The organism is Pseudomonas sp. FDAARGOS_380 (genome assembly GCF_002591235.1).
In the GTDB taxonomy this organism is placed as follows: Bacteria; Pseudomonadota; Gammaproteobacteria; order Pseudomonadales; family Pseudomonadaceae; genus Aquipseudomonas; species Aquipseudomonas salmasensis.
Window position 1 is genome coordinate 2493991 of the sequence record NZ_CP023969.1, and the last position, 17985, is coordinate 2511975.

Consider the following 17985-nt stretch of genomic DNA (forward strand, 5'->3'; position numbering starts at 1 on the left):
GGCGGGCTCCTATTGCTTGGCGGTGGCCGGCTGGGTAATGGAAAGGGGCGATTCGCACTGGCAGTCGAGGCGCTTGCCCGTGTCGATGTTCATCAGGGTCATGGCACCGCCCCACACGCAGCCGGTATCGAGGGCGAACACGCCGGGCTCATCGCACTTGCCTTCCAGCGCGGCCCAGTGGCCAAAGATGATCTTTGTGTCTCGGGTCTTGCGTTCCTTGTAGGCGAACCAGGGCTTGTAGCCGGGAAGGGCGGTGTCGGCGCCTTCCTTGCTCTTGAGGTCCAGTTTGCCTTCGGCCGTGCAGAAGCGCATCCGCGTAAAGTAGTTGGTGATCACTCGCAGGCGGGCCACGCCCTTGAGGTCGTTGTCCCACTTCACGGGGTCGTTGCCGTACATGCCGTCGAGGTACGCGGTGTACAGGTTGTCATCGGCCAACGCAGTTTCAACTTCGGCAGCGCATTTGAGGGCTTTTTTCAACGTCCACTGGGGCGGGATGCCGGCATGCACCAAGGCCATGTTGCGGCCTTCATCGTAGTGCATGAGTTTTTGCCGGCGCAGCCAGTCGAGCAGTTGAGCGCGGTCTGGGGCTTCGAGGATTTCCCGCAGGGTGTCGCCTTTTTTGAGGCGCTCGATTTTTTTGCCGGCCGCAAGCAAGTGCAGGTCATGGTTGCCCAGCACGCATACCAGAGAGTCGCGCAGGCTATAGAGGTAGCGCAGGGTTTCCAGGGACTGTGGGCCGCGGTTGACCAAGTCGCCCACCAACCACAAGCGATCATTTGCCGGGTCGAAGGCTACGCGCTCCAGCAGGCGCTTGAGAGGGTCCAGGCAGCCTTGCAGGTCGCCGACCGCGTACGTCGCCATCAGTGCAGCGCTCCTGGCACGGCCAGGCGGAAGGGCTTGATGATTGCATCGAACAGTTGGCCGTCGGAGGCCTTCATTTGATACGAGCCTTGCATGGTGCCGACCTTGGAGGTCATCACCGTGCCGCTGCTATAGGTGTGGCTAGCGCCGCTGTCGATCAACGGCTGCTGGCCGACAACGCCTGCCCCGCGCACTTCCTCGACCTGGCCGTCGCCATCGGTGATGACCCAGTGGCGCGACAGCAGCTTGGCCGGCACCAGCCCGTTGTTCTTCACTGTAATGGTGTAGGCAAAGGCGAAGCGGTTATGTTCGGGTTGCGATTGGTCCGCCAGGAAGCGGGTGACGACGCTGACGTCGATCTGATAACGAGGATCGGACATGCAAGAGGCCTTAAAAGCGAAGGACAGCAGATGCGGGTCAGTCTAGGCCAAGAGGAGGGCACTAGGCCAGACATGCTGTCTGGGCTCTTGAAACGCGGTTAAACCTGTGGGAGCGGGCTTGCTCGCGAATGCGGTGTATCAGTTGACGAAAATGTTGACTGACACACCGCATTCGCGAGCAAGCCCGCACACATTGGAGGGTGTTGGGCCTTATTCCTCGGTCGCTGCGGGCTGGATGGCAAGCTGGTCAGCCAGGCGCACGAACGCGGCCAGGTCCAGTTGCTCGGGGCGCAGGCCGCCGTCGACGCCGGCGGCTTCGATTTCAGCGTTGCTCAGCAGGGCCTTGAGGGTGTTACGCAAGGTCTTGCGGCGTTGGTTGAACGCTTCGCGTACCACACGCTCCAGCAGTTTGTGATCTTTGGCCGGGTGCGGCAGCACGGCATGCGGCACCAGGCGCACGATGGCCGAATCAACCTTCGGCGGCGGGTTGAACGCGCCCGGGCCGACGTTGAACAGGTGCTCCACGCGGCAGTGATACTGGACCATGATCGACAAGCGGCCCCAGTCACCACCGCCAGGGCCTGCGGCCAGGCGCTCCACCACTTCCTTTTGCAGCATGAAGTGCATGTCGCGGATGATCCCTGCGTTGTTCAGCAGGTGGAAAATCAGCGGCGTGGAAATGTTGTATGGCAGGTTGCCCACCACCCGCAGGCTGCTGGGCGCAGCGTTAAGGCTGTTGAAGTCAAACTTCAGTGCATCGCCCTGGTGCAGGTTGAAGTTGGGCTTGCCGGCAAACTGCTGGTTGAGGATCGGGATCAGGTCCTTGTCGAGCTCAACGACGTCCAGTTGCCCGCCGCTGGCCAGCAGGCCTTGGGTCAGCGCGCCCTGGCCCGGGCCGATTTCCAGCAGGCGGTCTTCTGGCTTGGCGTGGATGGAGCGCAGGATACGGTCGATCACGCCAGCGTCGTGCAGGAAGTTTTGCCCGAAGCGCTTGCGCGCCCGGTGTTGGTAATGCTCAGTCATATACGGGTCTCGGCCATCTGATAGGCGGTTTCCAGGGCCACGTGCAGGCTGCCGGTATCGATCTTGCCGCTGCCTGCGAGGTCCAGAGCAGTGCCATGGTCGACGGAGGTGCGGATGATCGGCAGGCCCAGTGTCACGTTGACTGCGGCGCCAAAGCCTTTGTATTTCAGCACGGGCAGCCCCTGGTCGTGGTACATCGCCAGCACTGCGTCGCAGTGCTCCAGATATTTGGGGGTAAACAGAGTGTCTGCAGGCAATGGGCCGCGTAGGTCCATGCCTTCTTGGCGCAGGCGCTCTAATGTCGGTTCAATGATGTCGATTTCTTCATGGCCCAAGTGGCCGCCTTCACCGGCGTGGGGGTTGAGCCCACAGACCAGGATACGCGGTTGGGCAATGCCGAATTTGTGTTGCAGGTCGCTGTGCAGGATGCGCGTGACACGCTCTACACGTTCGGCGGTGATGGCATCGGCGATTTCACGCAACGGCAAGTGCGTGGTCACCAGGGCCACGCGCAGGCCACGGGTGGCAAGCATCATCACTACTTGGGCGGTATGGGTCAGTTCCGCGAGGAATTCGGTATGGCCGGAAAAGGCAATGCCGGATTCGTTGATCACGCCTTTGTGCACGGGTGCGGTGATCATGCCGGCAAAGTCGCCGTCGATGCAGCCTTGGCCCGCACGGGTCAGCGTCTCCAGCACAAATGCCGCGTTGGCCGTGTTCAACTGCCCGGCCACCACCTTGGCCTGCAGCGGGGTGTCCCACACATACAGGCTACCGGCGGGGGCCGGCAGGTCGGGCCAGTTGCCCGGCGCCACGTCCAGCAGATTGACGGCCACACCCAGCTGCGCGGCCCGCTCAAGGAGCAGGTCGCGGCTGGTAATGGCAATCAGGGGGTGTGGCTGGGGTTGCGAGGCGAGCAGCAGGCACAGGTCTGGACCAATGCCGGCTGGCTCGCCGGGTGTCACCGCGAAACGCTGGGGTTTCACTGGGGTGCCTGGTCGGTGCCTGTTTGCTCGGCGCCTGACAGCTTGTTCTCTACATACGCTTCGTCACGGATCTGACGCAGCCAGGTTTGCAGCTCTTCGTCGTATTTGCGGTTACGCAACACGGTCAGGGCTTGTTGCTCGCGGGCCTGGGTGGTGTTGTCCGTGGCGCGACGACCAAGCACTTCCAGCACATGCCAGCCGTACTGAGTCTTGAACGGCTTGGACAATACGCCTTGTGGCGTCTCGGCCATAACCTGCTGGAACTCAGGCACCAGGGCTTTCGGGTCGATCCAGTTCAGGTCGCCACCGTTAAGGGCAGAACCTGGATCTTCCGAGAAGCTTTTGGCCAGGGTGGCGAAGTCTTCACCGCTTTCAATGCGGTCGTAGATCTTCTGCGCCAGTTCCTTGGTTTGGGCCTCGGTGCGGATTTCGCTCGGTTTGACCAGGATGTGACGAACATGGACTTCGTCTTTCAGCGAGGTCTCGCCGCCGCGGCGTTCCAGCAACTTCAGGATGATGAAACCACCCGGAGTGCGTGCTGGCTGGGTAATGCCGCCGACTTCCATGGCGCTCAATTCGCGATCAAACGGAGGTGGCAATTGAGCGGCTTTACGCCAGCCCATGTCACCGCCTTCAAGGGCGTTGTCGCTGCCGGACTGAGCAATGGCCATCTGGGCAAAGTCTGCACCCGCTTTCAGGCGCTCGTAGATCGACTGGGTTTTAGCGGCGGCGGCATTAAGCTGCTCAGAGTTGGCTGCGTCCGGGGTGGGAATCAGGATATTGGCCAAGTGCAGTTCTTCGGAGAGCTGCATCTTGCCCAGGTCCGAGGCCAGGAAATTCTTCACTTCCTGCTCGGACACCTGAACCCGCTCGGCCACACGGCGCTGGCGCACACGGCTGATGATCATTTCACGCTTGATCTGGTCACGGGCGTCCTCATAGGACAAACCATCGCGAGCCAGGGCGGCTCGGAACTGATCAATGCTCATGTTGTTACGCTGAGCGATGGTGCCAACGGCCTGGTTCAATTCTTCGTCTGAAATACGGATGCCGGAACGGTCGCCAATCTGCAATTGCAGGTTCTCGACGATCAGACGCTCCAGCACCTGGGGTTCCAGAACGCTGCTCGGGGGCACACCACCGCCACGCTTGGCGATGGTTTGCTGAACTTCCTTGACCCGTTGGTCCAGCTGGCTCTGCATGATCACGTCGTTGTCGACGATGGCCGCTACTTTATCCAGCTGTTGAACTGCGGCGTGTGCCGAAACAGTACCCAGGAACAGCGCGCCCAGCACTAGCGGGCGCAAACACTCAGAAAGCTTTGTCTTCACGTTCACGATAACCTTCAATGCCTTTGTCGAGGAAGCTCTCTACCTTGGCGCCGGTCAGGCCGCCGAGTCCTTTAAGGACGATCTGGAAGAAGAGCCCGTGGTCACCCTTTTCGTTCTGAGGGGCGAGCTGCGTGTATTCGTCGTTGGAAACCCAGTAACGGTTGATGACGCGCAGTTTCCAGCAGCAGTTGTCGTACTCGAAACCACCGAAGGCTTCCAGGGTACGGTTGCGGGCATAGTCGTACTGCCAGCGGGTGATCAAGTTCCACTGGGGAATGATCGGCCACATCATCGAGAAGTCGTGTTGTTGGATTTTGTAGTAATCCTTCACGAAATCCTTGTCACCTTCCTGGCCAAAGTCACCGCCGAACTGCCATTTGCCGGTCAGTTGGTTGTAGACAACCTGGTCGTTGCGATAGCGGTAGCCCAGGTTGACGACCTTGTTCGGGTTGTCTTCCGGCTGGTAGTGGAACATTGCGCTGCCGGAGCGAGGACTATGGGTCTCGGTATCCCAGTTGTAGTCGGCTGTGGCGCGCCAGTCGCGGTTGAAGCGGAACTCGTACTCCAGTGCAACAGGAGATACGTTCGAGTGCGCGTCATCACGTGTCTTGGCATCTACGCCCGGCAATTGAACTTCGCGATCCTTGAAGTACACCGCTTGGCCGATGGAAGCGCGTTGACGTTCGAAACCGTTCTCTTCAATCCAGCGGCTGGTGAGACCAAAGGACAGCTTGTTCTCGTCGCCGATACGGTCGGAACCGCTGAAGCGATTATCCCGGAACAGTGAGGAGTAGCTGAACGAGTTCTCGCTGGTGTCGAAGACAGGGATCTCGGTCTGGTCTTTATTCGGTACGTAGAGGTAGAACGCACGAGGTTCGAGGGTCTGGTTGTAGTCTTTACCGAACCAATTGGTTTTGCGGTCGAAGTACAGGCCGCTGTCGATACTGGCAATAGGCACGGAGCGATCTTGCGAGCTGTTAAACGTCTGGCCGGCCAAGGCCATTTGGTCCTTGCCTTTACCATCGAGATCCAAGTCGTATTTGGTATAGACGTACTTCAGCTTCGGCGTGATAAAGCCGTAACTCCAGTTCATCGGGTACGAGACTGCGGGCGCAACGTTCAGACGGGTACCGTTTGCACGGGTCAGGCCTGTTACGTTTTCATCCAGGCGACGTTCTCCGATGGTGCCATCAGCATTAAACGGGCCACCGTCCTGGTTGCGAACTCTACCGCTGCGCAGGTCACGATCAAACCTTACTGCTTCTGTCTCATAGGAGAAGTTCAGCCCTGCCGGTTGAAACGGGAGGGTACCGTTAAATGTAATTTGCGGTAGTCGATCATACGGAGTGATCTGGGAAATCGTTGCCAGTTGGTACGACTGCAAGTTCACGGCAGCCTGGTAGCTGTCGCCACGGTAGCTCACGGTACCCTGCTGGTTCAGGAAGTCCTGGCTCTGAACGCCTTCCTGATAGGACTTCAAGTCCTGGAAGTAGAACGGATCACTGATCTTGGTGTAATCGACCAAGGTCGTCAGGCGCGAATCCAACCCGCCCTTATGCTGCCAGTTGAGCATATAACGGGTTTTTTCGGAGTCGGTCTGCTTGCTTCGCTCGTCATTGTCATCGTTGAGATACGCCCCACCAAACTGCCCTTCACTCGACTTGGTCAGATAGCGGAACTCGCCCTCCATCAACATGCCGCGCTTGGTCATGTACTGCGGGTACAACGTGGCATCGTAGTTCGGTGCCAGGTTGAAGTAGTACGGCGTTACCAGCGTAAAGCCAGTCTCGCTACCGGTGCTGAAGCTCGGCGGCAGGAAACCGGATTGGCGACGGTCGTCGATCGGGAAGTAGATGTACGGGGTATACAGGATCGGGATGTTCTTGATCCGCAACGTCGCGTTGGTCGCCGTACCGAAACCGGTGGCCGGGTTCAACGTGATGTTGTTGCCCTTCAGCTGCCAGGCGTTGCTGTCCGGCTCGCAGGTGGTGTACGTACCGTCCTTGAGACGGATGATCGCGTTTTCTGCACGCTTGGCGTACAGCGCGTTACCGCGGATGCGTGACTTGTGCATCACGTATTCGGCGTTGTCGATCTGGGCGGCGCCGGTGTCGAGCTGGACCTGGGCATGGTCGCCCACGATCAGGGCGCCGTTGTCGCGCAGGCGCACTTTGCCGTTCAGTTCGCCACGGTTCTCGGCCTGGTACAGGCTGGCTTCGTCCGCTTCCAGCTGCATGCTGCCCTGGCGCATGACCACGTCACCGGCCAGGGTGGCAACCTGCTGCTCCTGCTCGTAACGCGAAGCCTTGGCGCCGATGAAGGTCGGCGCATCGCTTTTGTCCGTCTTGTCGTTCATGCCAGGACGAGTCGGCTCGATGTACGCGCCACCGCAGTAAGGGCCGGTTTCGGCCAACTGTGCTGCGGTCAGCTTGTCGCGAGGTACCCAGTCCAGGTGGCTGTAGTCAGCACTGCGCGAACGCAGGCCGCGGCCCTTGGATTCGGTGACCAGCATGGTCTTGGGCTCGGCGTCGACGCTGCCGCCAGCTTTGCCTTGCGGCGTGCTGTTGGCCGAGCTGACGGCAGCGCCGTCATGCACCGGGCGCGGTGGCAATGGGGCGGCGGCCGTCTTCGGCGCGCAATCCCAGGCACCCGAAGCAGAGACTGAGCAGTCATACTGTTCCGCGGCGACCACGAATGAGGTGGCGAAAGGTTGCAAGGCCAGCAGACTGCCGGTTACCAGCAACGGAAATTTTCTACGAAACGCGGGGGATTTCAATGCCATCTTATTAGTCCGGGCTTCCTGCGTGCCATCTGCCCGCGGTTTGGGCCGCACGCCTCTCGATGGTCTGAAAAAGATGCGTGATAATAAAGCATGCCCCGCTTGACGGCTAGCGCCGTCGGAGACCCTTGTAATGCCCGAGCAAGATCTACGTTTACAACAGCTGGAAGTCTGGCTGGATGAGCAGTTGCCGATCCTCTTCAACGCTCAGGACTGGGGCCCCGTGCCCCCGGCCACATTGACCGCGGCCAGCAGCGACGCGAGTTTCAGGCGTTACTTCCGATGGGAGGGCGGTGCCCATACGTTCGTCGTCATGGACGCGCCACCCCCCCAGGAAAACTGCAAACCTTTCGTCGATATCGCGCATTTGCTCGCGAAATCGGGAATAAATGTGCCAAAAATTTATGCAGAAGATTTGCCCCGAGGCTTTCTTTTGCTCAATGACCTGGGCACAAAAACCTATCTGGACGTGATTGACGGTGAAAACGCCGACCAATTATTTGCCGATGCCATCGACGCGCTGCTGGCTTTTCAGCAATTGCCGATGGATGCACCGTTGCCCAGCTATGACGTGGCTTTATTGCGTCGCGAGCTGGAATTGTTCCCGGAATGGTACGTGCGTCGTCACCTAGGCATCGACCTCGATGCTGAGCAACAGGCCCTTTGGCAACGCGCCAGCCAGCAGTTGATCGACAGCGCCCTGGCCCAGCCCAAGGTGCTGGTGCACCGCGACTACATGCCGCGCAACCTGATGATCAGTGAGCCGAGCCCTGGCGTGCTGGATTTCCAGGACGCGGTCTACGGCCCGGTGACCTACGACATTACCTGCCTGTTCAAGGACGCCTTCCTCAGTTGGCCCCAGGCCCGCGTACGCGAATGGCAGCGTGGCTATTGGCAGCGTGCCGGGCAGTTGGGCATTCCCGTACAGGACGACTTTGAAGAGTTCCTGCGTGCCAGCGACCTGATGGGCGTGCAGCGTCACCTCAAGGTCATCGGCATTTTTTCGCGTATCTGCCACCGCGACGGCAAGCCACGCTACCTGGCCGACGTGCCGCGTTTCTTTGCTTATATAGAAGCGGTGCTGGCCGACCGACCTGAGTTGAGTGACCTGGGCGAGTTACTCGCCAGCCTGCGCGAACCTGTCGAGGCTAGCGTATGAAGGCGATGATCCTGGCGGCGGGAAAGGGCGAACGCATGCGTCCGCTCACCCTGCATACGCCCAAGCCGCTGGTGCAAGCCGGCGGCAAGCGGCTGATCGAGTATCACCTTGAAGCCTTGGCGAAGGCCGGCTTTACCGAGATCGTGATCAATCACGCCTGGCTAGGCCAGCAGATTGAAAACTACTTGGGCGACGGCGCCCAGTTTGGTCTGCGCATCCGCTACTCCCCAGAGGGTGAACCGCTGGAGACGGGGGGTGGGATATTCCAGGCGTTGCCGCTGCTGGGCGACGAACCGTTTCTGGTGGTCAATGGCGATATCTGGACGGACTACGATTTCACCCAGCTCAAGCAGCCGATCCGGGGCCTGGCGCACTTGGTGATGGTCGACAACCCAGCGCACCACCCGTCGGGCGGGGATTTCTACTTGGATCACGGCGTGCTTCATGATGCCGCGCCCGGTGCCGATAACCTGACCTTCAGTGGCATTTCAGTGCTCGACCCTAAATTGTTCGCGGGTTGCAGCGCCGGTGCCTTCAAGCTGGCCCCGCTGTTACGCGCGGCCATGGCCAAAGGTTTGGTAACGGGGGAGCACATGGCAGGACGCTGGGTGGATGTGGGGACGCTGGAGCGACTGGCGCAGGTCGAAACCTTGCTGACAGCGGGGCAGTAGGATGTTGTGGCCAGGGACGCTGATCGGCGCCGGGGCTGGCTTTGCCATTGCCAGTATTCCGGGGGCTCTGTTGGGAGCATTGCTGGGGCAGGCGCTGGACCGCCGCCTGCAATTGCACAGTTGGGCGCAGTTGCGTGAACGCCTGGGTGGGCGCCCGGCCTTGCGCAACGATGAACTGTTGTTTGTGCTGCTGGGGCGCTTGGCCAAGAGTAACGGCCGGGTAGTCGATGGGCATATCCAGCAAGCGCGCCAGGAAATGCGTGCACTGGACATGACTGAGCCGGCCCAGCGCCGCGCGATCAGCGCCTTCAACCGTGGCAAATCTGGCAGCGACCGGGTACGCAGTTACCTGCGGGTGCTCAAGACGCAGCCCCATGCGGCGGAAGGCGTGCTGCGCGCCTGTTGGCGCATGGCGTGGGCGGACGGTCGGGCGGATACTGCCGAGCGCGACCTGATCGACCAGTGGGGCAAGTGGTTGGGCTGGACGCCGCAACAGCTACAGGCATTGGCGAGCGATTACGCGCCGGAGCGCAAGCCATTGGCCAATCGTGGCGGGGCCTATCAGGAGGCGTTGCGTATTTTGGGGGTGACGGCAACCACTGAGCCATCGGTGATCAAGCGCGCCTACCGCCGCCTGCTCAGCCGCCACCATCCGGACAAGATCGCCGGCACGGGTGCCAGCCCCGCGCAAGTGCGTGAGGCGACCGAGCGAACCCGAGAGCTGCATAACGCCTATGCATTGATTCGTGAACGGCGGGATTTTCGCTGAGGGGCCATCGCCACTCCACTCCATGTTGTAGGAGCGAGCTTGCTCGCGAAAAACTCCCAGGCGCCGCGTTTATTCAGGAAGCACGCACTATCGTTGACGTTTTTCGCGAGCAAGCTCGCTCCTACAGAAAGCGATGTTGCCCTGTCAGTCAGCGCTGCCCTGCGGGCTCAACCACCCGCGCACCCTGCGGTATAACTGCTCTTGCTGCGCCGCGCTATTACCGGGCAACGCCGTGAGCGACACCTGCTTATAGCCGTCATTCTTCGAGCGCTTGGCCGCTTGAAGTCGTTCCTGAGCGTTTTTGCGGTCCTGGGCGCCTTCTTGATAGAACACGTCCGCGGTGGGCACCTTCAAAGCCGGCGCCAGTTGTTGCAGGTCCGGTTGGCGAGCCGCAGGCGTCTTGCCGGCCACCATCACCAGCCTTTGCACCTGGGAAGGTTGTTTCTCGCTCAGGTAGCGTGCCGCCCACCAGGCCCCGGTGCCATGGCCGAGCAACACCACGCTGCGGGCGCTTTGGGTCTGGGCGAAGGCGACGGCGGCGTCGATACGGTCGAAGATGCGCTTGGCGTCGGTCTTGTCCTGCTCATCCGCCCCCGGCACCACCGCCGGGTCAGTGCCTTCGGCCTCGGCGCTGGCGGCCTGTTCGACCGGCTTGGCTGCGGTGCTGCCTTCCTTGCTGCTGGTATCGACCGCCGCTGTCGGCGGCTCGATGACCCGTGGCGGCAGGGTGTCTACATTGACGTCAGGCAATGACAGGCTGAGGGTGCCCCAGGCGGCGTCCGGCAACTTGCGCCGCAGAGGCGCGATGGCCTGCGGCCAGTCCGCGTTCTCCCCAGCACCTGGTATGAGGATCACCACACCCTCGGCTTCGGCGCTGTTGGCAGGTTTCCACAGCGCCAGGAACGAATCGCTACCCGCCTGCAATTGTTGTTGCTCCTGCTGCGGCACCTGGCGTTCGAGCGCACTGGCTTCTTGCTGGCTACGCTCGGGCAAAGGCTGGCGTTCAGCCGGTTTTTCGACGGCAGGCGAGGGCGCATCCTCGGCCTGGACAGGCAGTGCGCTGGTAAACAGAAGTGACAGGCACAATGCTGGCAGTGCCGAACGGTGAAGAAAAAGCATCGTTGATTCCCGGCCAGAAGTGATTCCAGCAGCCTAATGGGTTGGTCGGTATTTGTCAGGGGTATGCGGCGCGGTTCTCGTTACCAACAGGCTATCGGCGGTTTGTACGCCGCCTTGATGGGCGCGGCGCGACCATTCAACCAATGAATGGCAGACAACACGCCAGGGGCGGCTATTCTTGTGCCAGCCCATCATTCATAAGAGGCCGCGCACATGAGTACTTCCTCATTCAAGATCGCCCACAAACTGCTGACCGGCGCAGGTGCCATCGAACAACTGGCTGCCGAACTCACGCGCCTGGATGTGGATAACCCGCTGATCGTCACCGACGCCGCGTTGGTCCAGTCCGGCACCGTGGCGCTGGCCCTGGAGCATCTGGGCGATCGAGCCTATGAAATTTTCGACCGAGTACTGCCCGACCCGGAAATTGCCATCGTCGAAGACTGCATGCGTGCGTACCGCGAAGGCGGGCATGACGGCCTGATTGGTGTGGGTGGCGGCAGTGCCATCGACATCGCCAAGAGCGTGGCGGCCTATGCCGGTTATCACGGCGCGCTGGCGGACTTGTTTGGCGTCGATCAGGTGCCGCGCAAAGGCCCGCCGTTGATCGCCATCCCCACCACGGCGGGCACCGGCTCGGAGGTGACCAATGTGGCGATACTGTCCGACAAGGCGGCACAGCTGAAAAAAGGCATTGTCAGCGATTACTTGCTGCCCGATGTCGCGCTGATCAGCCCGCAAATGACCTTGACCTGCCCACGGGGTGTCACGGCTGCCAGTGGTGTAGACGCCTTGGTGCACGCCATCGAGTCCTACCTGTCGCTGAATGCCTCGCCGATCACCGACGCCCTGGCCATCGGAGCAATCAAGCTGATTGCCAGCGCGTTGCCCAAGGCTTACGCGAACCCGGCGAACCTGCAGGCCCGTGACGACATGGCCACCGCCAGCCTGATGGCCGGCATGGCCTTTGGCAACGCGGGCGTCGGTGCGGTGCATGCACTGGCGTACCCGTTGGGTGGGCGCTTCAACATTGCCCATGGCGTAAGCAACGCGCTGTTGTTGCCGTATGTGATGCACTGGAACAAGTTGGCCTGCGTCGAGCGCATGCAGGACATTGCCCAGGCCATGGGCGTCAATACTGCCGGGCTGAGTGTGAATGACGCTGCCGACCAGGCGGTAGAGGCGATGACGCGACTGTGTGCGGCAGTGGAGATCCCGTCCGGCCTGCGCAGTTTCGGCGTGCCCGAGGACGCCATCCCGGCCATGGCCAGCGAAGCTGCAGGCATTGAACGCTTGATGCGCAACAACCCGCGCAAGCTCAGCGCCGCCGATATCGAAAAAATCTACCGGGCAGCTTACTAACCGTTGAGATAGGTCACGGTGCGCGCAGCAAAGCATGAGGTATACAATGCGCGCCATCGTGATTTAGCTCAAAAAAGGTGCGTCATGCAGCCCTTCGTCATTGCTCCATCGATTCTCTCTGCCGACTTCGCCCGCCTGGGTGAGGAAGTGGACAAGGTGTTGGCCGCCGGTGCCGACTTCGTGCACTTCGATGTCATGGACAACCACTACGTACCCAACCTGACCATCGGCCCGATGGTGTGCGCCGCGTTGCGCAAGTACGGCATCACCGCGCCGATTGATGCGCACCTGATGGTCAGCCCCGTGGACCGTATCGTCGGTGACTTCATCGAGGCGGGTGCGACCTACATCACCTTCCACCCGGAAGCCACGTTGCACGTTGACCGCACCTTGCAACTGATCCGCGAAGGCGGCTGCAAGGCAGGCCTGGTATTCAACCCGGCTACTCCGCTGAGCGTGCTTGAGTACGTGATGGACAAGGTCGACATGGTCTTGCTGATGAGCGTCAACCCAGGCTTCGGCGGGCAGAAGTTCATCCCTGGCACCTTGAATAAGCTGCGTGAAGCCCGTGCGCTGATCGATGCGTCGGGGCGTGACATTCGCCTGGAGATCGACGGTGGGGTCAACGTCAACAATATCCGTGAGATCGCCGCAGCGGGTGCCGATACCTTCGTGGCCGGCTCGGCGATCTTCAACGCCCCGGACTACCAGGCCGTCATCGACCAGATGCGTGCCGAACTGGCGCTGGCGCGTCCATGAGCGGTTTTGAGCAGTTGTTCCCCGGCAAATTGCCACGGCTGGTGATGTTCGATCTGGACGGTACCTTGATCGACTCGGTGCCCGACCTGGCGGCCGCGGTGGACCAGATGCTGCTCAAGCTGGGGCGCAAGCCGGCAGGGATTGATTCGGTGCGCGAATGGGTCGGCAATGGCGCGCCGATGTTGGTGCGCCGGGCCTTGGCCAACGACATCGATGCCACGGGTGTGGATGAGGTCGAGGCAGAACATGCCTTGGAGCTGTTCAATGCCGCTTATGAAAGCAGCCACGAACTGACCGTGGTTTACCCCGGCGTGCGCGATACCCTCAAGTGGTTGAACAAGCAGGGCGTGGAAATGGCCCTGATCACCAACAAGCCGGAGCGCTTCGTTGCGCCGTTGTTGGACCAGATGAAAATCGGTCGCTACTTCCGCTGGATCATCGGCGGCGATACCTTGCCGCAGAAAAAGCCCGACCCGGCGGCCCTGTTTTTCGTGATGAAAATGGCCAATATCCCGGCGTCTCAATCGCTGTTTGTCGGCGATTCGCGCAGTGATGTGCTGGCGGCGAAAGCGGCGGGCGTGCAGTGCGTGGCCTTGAGTTATGGTTACAACCATGGCCGGCCGATTGCGGAAGAGTCCCCAGCGCTGGTCATTGATGACCTGCGACTGCTAATCCCCGGTTGCTTGGGCGCTGGCGCTGAGATAACGTTGCCCGACATTGATTCGTCCCCTTCTGGAAATTCCATCGTGGTGGTCACTCGCAAACTCTGGATGAAAGTCATCAAGGCCCTGGCCCGCTGGCGTTGGCGCGCCTGACTGATCCTGGCCGCGTGTGCGGCACGTTTGCCTACCTGACTGTTTGACCCTCACACCACGAGGCACATCATGACCCGCGAAGAATTCCTGCGTTTGGCCGCTGCCGGCTATAACCGTATCCCCATGGCTTGCGAAACCCTGGCCGACTTCGATACGCCGCTGTCGATCTACCTGAAGCTGGCCGACGAGCCCAACTCCTACCTGCTCGAGTCGGTACAGGGCGGTGAGAAGTGGGGCCGTTACTCGATCATTGGCCTGCCATGCCGCACGGTGCTGCGGGTACACGACCATCATGTGAGCATCACCCATGACGGCGTGGAGATCGAAAGCCATGACGTAGAAGACCCGCTGGCCTTTGTCGAAGCCTTCAAGGCGCGCTACAACGTGCCGACCATTGCTGGCCTGCCGCGTTTCAATGGCGGGCTGGTGGGATACTTCGGCTATGACTGCGTGCGCTATGTGGAGAAGCGCCTGGGCAAATGCCCGAACCCGGACCCGCTGGGGGTGCCGGACATTTTACTGATGGTGTCCGACGCGGTGGTGGTGTTCGACAACCTCGCCGGCAAGATGCATGCGATTGTCCTGGCCGACCCCGCCCAGGCTGATGCCTTCGAACAAGGCCAGGCCAACCTGGAAGCGTTGCTGGAAAAACTCCGCCAGCCGATCACCCCGCGTCGCGGCCTGGACCTCAGCCGCCCACCCGCGGCCGACCCGGTGTTCCGCTCAAGCTTTACCCAGGATGACTACGAGCGCGCCGTCGATACCATCAAGGAATACATCCTTGCCGGTGATTGCATGCAAGTGGTGCCGTCGCAACGCATGTCCATCGACTTCAAGGCGGCGCCGATTGACCTGTACCGCGCGCTGCGTTGCTTCAACCCGACCCCGTACATGTACTTCTTCAACTTCGGCGACTTCCACGTCGTGGGCAGTTCGCCGGAAGTGCTGGTGCGGGTTGAAGACAACCTGATCACCGTGCGCCCGATTGCCGGTACGCGCCCCCGTGGTGCGACCGAAGAAGCCGACGTGGCGCTGGAAGAAGACCTGCTCAGCGACGACAAGGAAATCGCCGAACACCTGATGTTGATCGACCTGGGGCGCAACGACACTGGGCGTGTTTCGGAAATCGGCTCGGTGAAACTGACCGAGAAGATGGTCATCGAGCGGTATTCCAATGTGATGCATATCGTGTCCAACGTCACCGGCGAGCTGAAGGCCGGGCTGACGGCGATGGACGCCCTGCGGGCGATTTTGCCGGCGGGCACCTTGTCGGGGGCGCCGAAGATCCGTGCGATGGAAATCATCGACGAACTGGAGCCGGTCAAGCGTGGTGTCTATGGCGGCGCCGTCGGGTATTTCGCCTGGAACGGTAATATGGACACCGCCATTGCGATCCGTACGGCGGTGATCAAGAACGGCGAACTGCATGTGCAGGCCGGTGGCGGGATTGTGGCGGACTCGGTGCCGGCCCTTGAATGGGAAGAAACCCTGAACAAGCGCAGGGCGATGTTCCGTGCGGTGGCGTTGGCAGAGCAAACCCCACAAGACTAAAACTGGAATAAAAAAATGTGGGAGCGGGCTTGCTCGCGAATGCAGAGTGTCAGTCGATACATGTGTGACTGATACACCGTATTCGCGAGCAAGCCCGCTCCCACATTAGCTTTTCACCGGTCTTGGGATTCGTTTAGAAGTCCAGACTGACCCCGACATTGACCCCTTGCTGGGTCAAATTGTCATCCTTCCTCAGGTTATACGCCGCCCGCAGTGCCAGGTCCTGAGTCAGCTTGTGGCTGACACCCAGGCTCAAACGGTCAGAATTACTGCGAGGCGTATACCCGTCCAGCTTGAAGTCGATTCCCTGCACGCTGTTGAGCGAAATGTTCACCTTCTGGGTGTCATTTTCAAACTCATGCTCATGGGCCACTTCGCCAAAAACTTGCGTTTGCGGCGTGATGCGGTAGCTGCCTTGCAGGCCGACGCCCAGGCGCTTGGAGTCACGTTGTTGATCGTCAAAGGTCAGGGCGGTGGAGCGGCTGTTTTTCTCCGAGTAGCCATTGACTTCAACCCGCGCGTAATCGGCGCTGATGAAGGGCGACAGGTGCCAGTCGCTGCCCGGTGCGGCGATGTCATATCCCACGCGGCCACTCAAGGCCCAGAGCCAGCCATGGGTGTCACCTTTCTCCGAACCTTCGCTGACGCCCAGGGCGAACTTGCGCTTGAGGCTGTCGAAGTCCAGCTTGCCGCCGGTCAATGCAGCATCGGCCCACCAGTGATTTTGCTGGTACTGAGCGAAAGCCGTGCCCATATAACTGTTGAGCTTGTAGTCCGAATCATTGGCACCGGGTTCGAGTGTCTGCCGATACAGGCCGGCGGCAACGCCCACGCGCCAGTTTTCATCGAGCCGGTAGCTGCCACCGATATTCAGGTTGTAGCCGCTGCCGTCGCCACTGGCCGAGCTGCTTTGATCATCGAAATCCAGGCGTTGGCCGCCACCGGCCACGATGGCGCGCCATTGGCCGACGGCTTGCCAGCTGCCGTTGTCTGCTTGCCATTGGTTGCGCAGTTCGTCCTGGTGGGCGCGCAAGGTGCCTTGGGCCATTTCCGGCAGCAAGGTCAGTTCCCACGGCGCGGCGAGTAGCGAATAGGCGTAGTCGGCAATCAAGCGTTGCCCGGCCACGGTAGGGTGGACCGAGTCGTTGTAGATCAGCTTGGTCGGGTCCGGGTTGGTACCACCGATGCCGTAGGTTGGGTTGGCGGTGCAACTGTTACCGCTGAAGCAGGTGCCCGTCAGGTTCTGCCCGGTGGCGAGGCCGAAGCGGGCCGGATCGGCGAAAGCCTCGTTCAACAACAGCGGGATGTTCAGCGGGATAACCTGCGCATCCACTTGTGACAGACGCTGTACCAGGGACTGGTTGAAAATATTACTCAGGGCCGAAGTCGCTGCTTGCTGTGGGGTGCCATTGATGGCCGGCGTCAGCCCCAGGTCGGGTAGCATCCAGACCATGATGTAGCGCGCGCCGGCTTGTTGCAGGGCCTGGGCGCTGTCCGCCAGCCTGCCACCGGCGGCGACCGCTTGAGCGGGGCTAAGGACCCGGCCCTGCAGGAAGTCATTGCCGCCCCCTGAAAGAAAGTAAAGCGCGTTCGGGTCGGCTCTCCCACCATTAGTCGGCAGATAGCCCTGCCGGCTGCGCAATACAGTGCCGCCCCCGGGGTTGCCTGGGGGAATCGCAGCATTGGAGACTGAGGTAATGGAGTCGAGGATATTGTCGGTGCGGTAGCCACCCACTGCCCAGTTGTTTCCGTCTGGCAAACCCTGGGCTGCGCGAACCGGTGAGGTGGAGGCATTCAGGTCGTTGGGCGCGACGCCCAGTTTTGCGCCCAGCAGGGTCGAGGAGACCAGGCCGTACTCACCCTGGAAGTTCGCCCCGGTTCGGTTGGTAAAACGTAATGTGGCGCCGGCCGAACCGTCGGGAAACTGGCCCGCATCCGCCAGGCTGTCACCGAAAACCACCATGGTTGAATAAGGTGACGGGGCTGCGAACGCCTGGGCACAGGCCAATGACAGAAGGCAGCCGGCAAGGGGCGCGTAAAACGCTGGTCTGAGCATGCAAGATTCCATTCGGTTGTTTTTATGTTGGAGGTGAAACACTAGCAAAATTTTTGGCATTTTTTGTAAGGAAAACCGGAATCCGCCTACGTTGCGCCCCCGTATTTGCGGCTCCATATTGCACCGCTGGCGAGCCTACGTTACTGTGCCTGAACGTATGAATGAGACCCTCCCCGTGTTGATCATCAGCAAACTCTTGATGCGAGTAGTCAAGGCACACGCCCGTTGGCGTTGGCGCGCCTGACATTTTTCTCTGCCGGCCTGGCCGGACCTGTACCGATTTGCCTTCTTCACCCGTTGTCTGACGCCCCTTGCCAACTCCCCCTGGCAACCGGAACGTGCGTCTGGCAGCGGGTCACGCTCT

General features: G+C 60.8%; 15 protein-coding genes. 7 read left to right on the forward strand and 8 right to left on the reverse strand.

The annotated features are described in order from the left end of the window. Positions 1 to 9 precede the first annotated feature (9 nt). The 6 genes from CRN80_RS11715 to CRN80_RS11740 form a co-directional block, all read right to left on the reverse strand. On the reverse strand, positions 10 to 861 hold the full coding sequence (locus tag CRN80_RS11715; protein ID WP_098950199.1) for a symmetrical bis(5'-nucleosyl)-tetraphosphatase: 852 nt from the start codon (positions 859 to 861) through the stop codon (positions 10 to 12). Further along, the gene (apaG, locus tag CRN80_RS11720; RefSeq protein WP_032895037.1) at positions 861 to 1241 is read right to left on the reverse strand and encodes a Co2+/Mg2+ efflux protein ApaG; all 381 of its coding nucleotides are present in this window, start codon (positions 1239 to 1241) and stop codon (positions 861 to 863) included. Before apaG ends, CRN80_RS11715 begins: the two co-directional genes overlap by 1 nt. 210 nt (positions 1242 to 1451) lie before the next feature. Then, on the reverse strand, positions 1452 to 2264 hold the full coding sequence (gene rsmA / locus CRN80_RS11725; protein WP_032895038.1) for a 16S rRNA (adenine(1518)-N(6)/adenine(1519)-N(6))-dimethyltransferase RsmA: 813 nt from the start codon (positions 2262 to 2264) through the stop codon (positions 1452 to 1454). Beyond that, positions 2261 to 3250, reverse strand: a complete 990-nt coding sequence (pdxA, locus tag CRN80_RS11730) for a 4-hydroxythreonine-4-phosphate dehydrogenase PdxA (protein ID WP_003194722.1) — start codon at positions 3248 to 3250, stop codon at positions 2261 to 2263. The genes rsmA and pdxA overlap by 4 nt, the downstream gene beginning before the upstream one ends. Continuing rightward, positions 3247 to 4581 carry a peptidylprolyl isomerase gene (locus CRN80_RS11735; RefSeq protein WP_138183599.1) on the reverse strand — a complete coding sequence of 445 codons (1335 nt, stop codon included), beginning with the start codon at positions 4579 to 4581 and terminating at the stop codon, positions 3247 to 3249. The genes pdxA and CRN80_RS11735 overlap by 4 nt, the downstream gene beginning before the upstream one ends. Further along, entirely contained in the window at positions 4562 to 7363 is a 2802-nt protein-coding gene (locus CRN80_RS11740) for an LPS-assembly protein LptD (RefSeq protein WP_098950200.1), read from the reverse strand. The genes CRN80_RS11735 and CRN80_RS11740 overlap by 20 nt, the downstream gene beginning before the upstream one ends. Positions 7364 to 7493: 130 nt before the next feature. Here CRN80_RS11740 and CRN80_RS11745 point away from each other — a divergent pair, with 130 nt between their 5' ends. From CRN80_RS11745 to CRN80_RS11755, 3 genes are read left to right on the forward strand one after another with little or no spacing between them, the layout of a single operon-like run. Further along, a complete protein-coding gene (locus CRN80_RS11745; protein ID WP_032895044.1) occupies positions 7494 to 8519 on the forward strand; it encodes an aminoglycoside phosphotransferase family protein in 1026 nt (341 codons plus the stop codon). Next, complete coding sequence (gene murU / locus CRN80_RS11750) at positions 8516 to 9190, forward strand: N-acetylmuramate alpha-1-phosphate uridylyltransferase MurU (protein ID WP_003194713.1); 675 nt, start codon at positions 8516 to 8518, stop codon at positions 9188 to 9190. Before CRN80_RS11745 ends, murU begins: the two co-directional genes overlap by 4 nt. 1 nt (position 9191) lies before the next feature. Beyond that, entirely contained in the window at positions 9192 to 9959 is a 768-nt protein-coding gene (locus tag CRN80_RS11755; RefSeq protein WP_032895046.1) for a TerB family tellurite resistance protein, read from the forward strand. Positions 9960 to 10103: 144 nt separating this feature from the next. On the opposite strand, the gene CRN80_RS11760 is transcribed toward CRN80_RS11755, so the two are convergent. Then, a complete protein-coding gene (locus tag CRN80_RS11760) occupies positions 10104 to 11078 on the reverse strand; it encodes an alpha/beta hydrolase family protein (RefSeq protein WP_032895047.1) in 975 nt (324 codons plus the stop codon). Between the two features lie 213 nt (positions 11079 to 11291). On the opposite strand from CRN80_RS11760, the gene CRN80_RS11765 reads away from it, so the two are divergent. From CRN80_RS11765 to trpE, 4 genes are all read left to right on the forward strand, one after another. Next, entirely contained in the window at positions 11292 to 12440 is a 1149-nt protein-coding gene (locus CRN80_RS11765) for an iron-containing alcohol dehydrogenase (protein WP_098950201.1), read from the forward strand. Between the two features lie 84 nt (positions 12441 to 12524). Then, positions 12525 to 13199, forward strand: a complete 675-nt coding sequence (gene rpe / locus CRN80_RS11770; RefSeq protein WP_032895049.1) for a ribulose-phosphate 3-epimerase — start codon at positions 12525 to 12527, stop codon at positions 13197 to 13199. Further along, positions 13196 to 14014, forward strand: coding sequence for a phosphoglycolate phosphatase (locus CRN80_RS11775; RefSeq protein ID WP_098950202.1), 819 nt, complete (start codon positions 13196 to 13198; stop codon positions 14012 to 14014). The genes rpe and CRN80_RS11775 overlap by 4 nt, the downstream gene beginning before the upstream one ends. A gap of 69 nt (positions 14015 to 14083) precedes the next feature. Further along, the gene (trpE, locus tag CRN80_RS11780) at positions 14084 to 15565 is read left to right on the forward strand and encodes an anthranilate synthase component I (protein ID WP_098950203.1); all 1482 of its coding nucleotides are present in this window, start codon (positions 14084 to 14086) and stop codon (positions 15563 to 15565) included. A 133-nt stretch (positions 15566 to 15698) separates the two neighbouring features. Here the strand turns inward: trpE and estP are convergent, their stop codons facing one another. Beyond that, positions 15699 to 17621: an esterase EstP gene (gene estP / locus CRN80_RS11785; RefSeq protein WP_098950204.1), complete on the reverse strand. Its 1923-nt coding sequence runs from the start codon at positions 17619 to 17621 to the stop codon at positions 15699 to 15701. Positions 17622 to 17985 lie beyond the last annotated feature (364 nt).